This window comes from Acinetobacter sp. UBA5934 (assembly GCF_002430855.1).
In the GTDB taxonomy this organism is placed as follows: domain Bacteria; phylum Pseudomonadota; class Gammaproteobacteria; order Pseudomonadales; family Moraxellaceae; genus Acinetobacter.
Window position 1 is genome coordinate 6,652 of record NZ_DJDC01000044.1, and the last position, 4,313, is coordinate 10,964.

The following is a 4,313-nucleotide window of genomic DNA, read 5'->3' on the forward strand; positions in this document are numbered from 1 at the left end:
ACCGTAGTGCGAGAAGCTTGATGTCATGATCCCTGTACCAGAAGTCATGGTCAAGAACTCAGAACGGAAACCAATCAAACCACGTGAAGGAACAGTTGCTTCAATACGGATACGGCCTTTACCGTCAACTTCCATATTGGTCATTTCACCTTTACGGTGACCCATTTGTTCCATTACAGAACCTTGGTGTTGTTCTTCAACGTCGAAAGTTACGTTTTCATACGGTTCTTGCATTTGACCGTCAACTTCTTTCAAGATTACTTGTGGACGAGACACGCCCATTTCGAAACCTTCACGACGCATGTTTTCGATCAATACTGAAAGGTGAAGTTCACCACGACCCGATACTTTGAAACGGTCTGGAGAATCAGTATCTTCAACACGAAGTGCTACGTTATGGATCAATTCACGGTCTAGACGTTCACGGATATTACGTGAAGTCACAAATTTACCTTCTTTACCAGCAAACGGTGAGTTGTTTACCTGGAATGTCATCGATACTGTAGGTTCGTCTACAGACAATGGCGGTAAAGCTTCAACATTTTTAGGATCACAGATTGTGTCAGAGATATGAAGTTCATCAATACCTGTTACACAAACGATGTCACCTGCATTCGCTTCTTCAACATCAACACGATCAAGACCATGGTAACCCATGATTTTTAAGATACGACCGTTACGTGTTTTACCGTCTTTGTCGATCACAGTAACAGGCGTGTTTAATTTCACAGAACCACGTTGAATACGACCTACACCGATAACACCTACGAAGCTGTTATAGTCAAGTGAAGAGATCTGCATTTGGAATGGGCCATCAACGTCAACTGCTGGTGGTTCAACGATGTCTACGATTGTTTGGAACAATGGAGTCATGTCATCAGCAAGTTCTTCTGGAGAAGGACCAGCAACACCACGTAGACCAGATGCATATACCACTGGGAAGTCTAACTGTTCGTCAGTACCGCCTAGGTTATCGAACAAATCGAATACTTGGTCAATGACCCAGTCTGGACGCGCGCTTGGCTTGTCAACTTTATTGATAATTACGATTGGTTTCAAACCACGTGCGAACGCTTTTTGCGTTACGAAACGAGTTTGTGGCATCGGGCCTTCTTGTGAATCTACAAGAAGAAGTACGCAGTCAACCATAGAAAGTACACGTTCAACTTCACCACCGAAGTCAGCGTGTCCCGGGGTATCCACGATGTTGATACGGTATTCAGTGTTTGTACGTGCATCAGTCCATTTAATTGCAGTGTTTTTTGCAAGAATGGTAATACCGCGTTCAGACTCGATAGCGCCCGAATCCATGACACGCTCGATCTCACCCGCGCGATCACCGAGAGCACCTGATTGTTGCAAAAGTTTGTCTACAAGAGTGGTTTTACCATGATCGACGTGCGCAATAATGGCGATGTTACGGAGAGTTTTAATATCTGACATGTAAATTCGATACGTATTAAATTTGAGGGCAAATTATACAGAAAAAACTAAACTTTTAGTAGTGACTGTTTATTGATGGTTACAAGTTTTTTTGACTAATACCGTGGTTTTTGGTTTGTAAACTCCTGTAACTCGATTAGAATAACGGCAAATTGCTGCTGTACCATCCTTACATGTCTGATTTAAAAAACTCTCCCGAGCCACAGGATCGTCTTGATTTGGTCTACGGATTAAACGATCAACCCAAACCATTCATCGCTTTTTTAGCTGCTTTGCAACATCTACTTGCGATTATTGTCCCGATTGTCACCCCCGGATTGCTCATCTGCTTAGCGCTTGGTGTTTCAAAAGAAGACACCAACATGATTCTTTCCATGTCCCTGGTGATCTCGGGTATTGCAACCTTCCTGCAATGTAAAAAAGTCGGTCCTTTTGGTGCAGGCCTTTTAATTGTTCAAGGCACCAGTTTTAACTTTATTGGTCCTATTATCGGGATTGGTTCAGCAATGGTTGCCGCAGGTACGCCAGTTGAAGCAGTAATGGCGTCTATTTTTGGGGTGGTGATTGCAGGTTCATTTATTGAAATGGGTGTGTCACGCATTTTACCGTGGGTCAAAAAACTGATTACCCCACTGGTCACAGGTATTGTGGTACTGCTGATTGGTTTGACCTTAATTAAAGAAGGTTTAATCAGTATGGGTGGCGGTTATCAGGCCATGGGTGATAAAACCTTTGCCAATGCAGACAACCTGATCATGTCATGTACGGTACTGGCGATTATTATTGTCTTGAACCGTATCCGTATTACCTGGATTAAAAGTTCAGCCATTCTGATTGCTTTGATTATTGGTTATGCGCTTGCCGGCTTTATGGGTCATCTGGATTTTTCAGGCTTGAAAGATGCACCGATAGTTCAGATTCCAACCCCAATGCATTTTGGTTTAAGCTTCTCTTGGAGCCTGTTTATTCCAATGGCATTTATCTATCTGGTCACGTCACTAGAAGCGATTGGTGACATTACTGCAACGTCAAAAATTTCCAATCAGCCAGTTGACGGTCCAGTATGGATGGAACGTATTAAAGGTGGGGTACTGGTTAATGGTGCCAACTCTTTACTCGCAGGTTTATTCAATACTTTCCCAAGTTCTGTATTCGCACAAAATAATGGTGTGATTCAGCTTACTGGGGTGGCGAGCCGCTACGTGGGTATCTGGATTGCTGCACTTCTAGTCATTTTAGGGCTACTTCCAGCAGTTGCAGGCGTGATTCAAGCTGTTCCGCAGGCTGTATTGGGTGGTGCGGTCATGGTTATGTTTGGTGCAGTAGCTGCCTCTGGTATTAATATCCTTTCAGGCACTCATCTTGATCGCCGTGCCTTACTGATTATTGCCATTTCTTTGGCACTCGGTTTGGGTGTTGCACAAGTGCCACAAATTTTGGAACATCTTCCTGAATTATTTCGTAACATCTTTAGTTCTGGTGTTGCGACTGGCGGTATTGCAGCATTGCTTTTAAATATTATTCTTCCTGAATCGAAGAAATAATTTCATTTCAGCATCAACTCTGCCCAGCATTGTCTGGGCAGAGTTTTTCAATGGCGAGATAAAAAATGGATCCAAGAAGTGAAGTTGTCATTCGGCAGCATGAATATCTTTCTGGACGTGTGCTTCTGGTAAATGCACCTACGGATGATTTACTTTCCAATCTAGAGAAAGACATCAGCCCATGTTTATGGACATGGAATTATAATGAATTTCAATATTTTCAGTCGCAGCAGGCCAATGTTCATTTTGGTGTAGATCTTCCTGAAGGCAGTTTTGACCAGGCCATTATTTTTGTGCCCAAGTCTAAGGAACTCTTAAATTATCTGCTGCACAATGTAGTCAGCCGTTTAGGTTTGGGAGCATCAATTTTCCTGGTCGGTGAAAAGAAAGGCGGTGTCGAACGCGCTTCGAAACAGTTACAGCCTTATGGTAAAATTCTTAAACTGGATAGCGCACGCCATTGCCAAATGTGGCAAGTCACCGTTGAATCCACCGTGAAAGAAAAAGCTCTGGCAGATTGGGCACAACAATATACCGTTGCAACGCCTAAAGGGGATTTAAGCATTTGTGCTTTACCTGGTGTATTTAGCCAAAATCGTTTAGATGTCGGTACAGCGGTATTTTTACCATTTTTATCTCAAGTCACTTCAGGTAAAATTGCCGACTTTGGTTGTGGTGCCGGAGTGATCAGTGCTTATCTGGCGAAACTGAATCCAAAAAACCGTATTTTTGCGATGGATGTCGATGCTTTTGCCTTAGCTTCTACCCGCATGACTTTTGAAAAAAACAGCCTATCACCAGAACAGCTGGAAATTACAGCGGTGACAGGCATTGAAGATGCGCCGCTTTTCTTGCATGCCATTGTCAGCAATCCCCCTTTTCATCAAGGCATTCAGACCAATTACGATGCCAGTGAAAACTTGTGTAAGACGTCACGCCGGCATTTAAAATCGGGTGGTGAATTATGGATTGTGGCAAACCGTTTTTTAAATTATCCATTACTCATTGAACAAAGCTTTGGCCAGTGTACAACCAAAGCAGATCAACAAGGCTTTAAAGTGCTGTTCGCTAGCACTGAAAAGAAATCTTAAGGAACAACGGATGAGCGAAACTCAATCTGCACATTTAAAGCGTAAGCTGGGTGCACGTCATTTGAATATGATCGCCATTGGTGGTTCCATTGGTACAGGTCTCTTCCTTGCTTCTGGTTCAACCATTGCAAATGCAGGTCCAGGTGGGGCGTTACTCGCCTATTCCCTCATTGGTATTATGATTTATTTCTTAATGACCAGCTTGGGCGAACTTGCAACTCATACACCGACATCT

Annotated in this window: 3 protein-coding genes and 1 pseudogene; 3 read left to right on the top strand and 1 reads right to left on the bottom strand. The window is 43.2% G+C overall.

Annotation, left to right across the window (positions count from 1 at the left end):
• The coding region (locus B2Y23_RS03245) for a GTP-binding protein TypA/BipA (protein WP_291368988.1) at nucleotides 1-1,443 on the bottom strand (1,443 nt) is incomplete at its 3' end.
• 173 nt (nucleotides 1,444-1,616) lie between these two features.
• On the opposite strand from B2Y23_RS03245, the gene B2Y23_RS03250 reads away from it, so the two are divergent.
• From B2Y23_RS03250 to B2Y23_RS03260, 3 genes and pseudogenes are all read left to right on the top strand, one after another.
• Nucleotides 1,617-2,987 (top strand): uracil-xanthine permease family protein, encoded by a 1,371-nt coding sequence (locus B2Y23_RS03250; RefSeq protein WP_291368990.1) that lies wholly within the window; start codon nucleotides 1,617-1,619, stop codon nucleotides 2,985-2,987.
• A 65-nt stretch (nucleotides 2,988-3,052) separates the two neighbouring features.
• A complete protein-coding gene (locus B2Y23_RS03255) occupies nucleotides 3,053-4,078 on the top strand; it encodes a methyltransferase (protein WP_291356651.1) in 1,026 nt (341 codons plus the stop codon).
• A 10-nt stretch (nucleotides 4,079-4,088) separates the two neighbouring features.
• Nucleotides 4,089-4,313: pseudogene (locus B2Y23_RS03260) on the top strand (lysine transporter); the annotation flags it as partial.

What these genes read in the sequence shown, in the direction of transcription:
- B2Y23_RS03255 (WP_291356651.1), top strand. Translation starts at nt 3,053, where the DNA reads ATGGATCCAAGAAGTGAAGTTGTCATTCGGCAGCATGAATATCTTTCT.
- B2Y23_RS03250 (WP_291368990.1), top strand. Translation starts at nt 1,617, where the DNA reads ATGTCTGATTTAAAAAACTCTCCCGAGCCACAGGATCGTCTTGATTTG.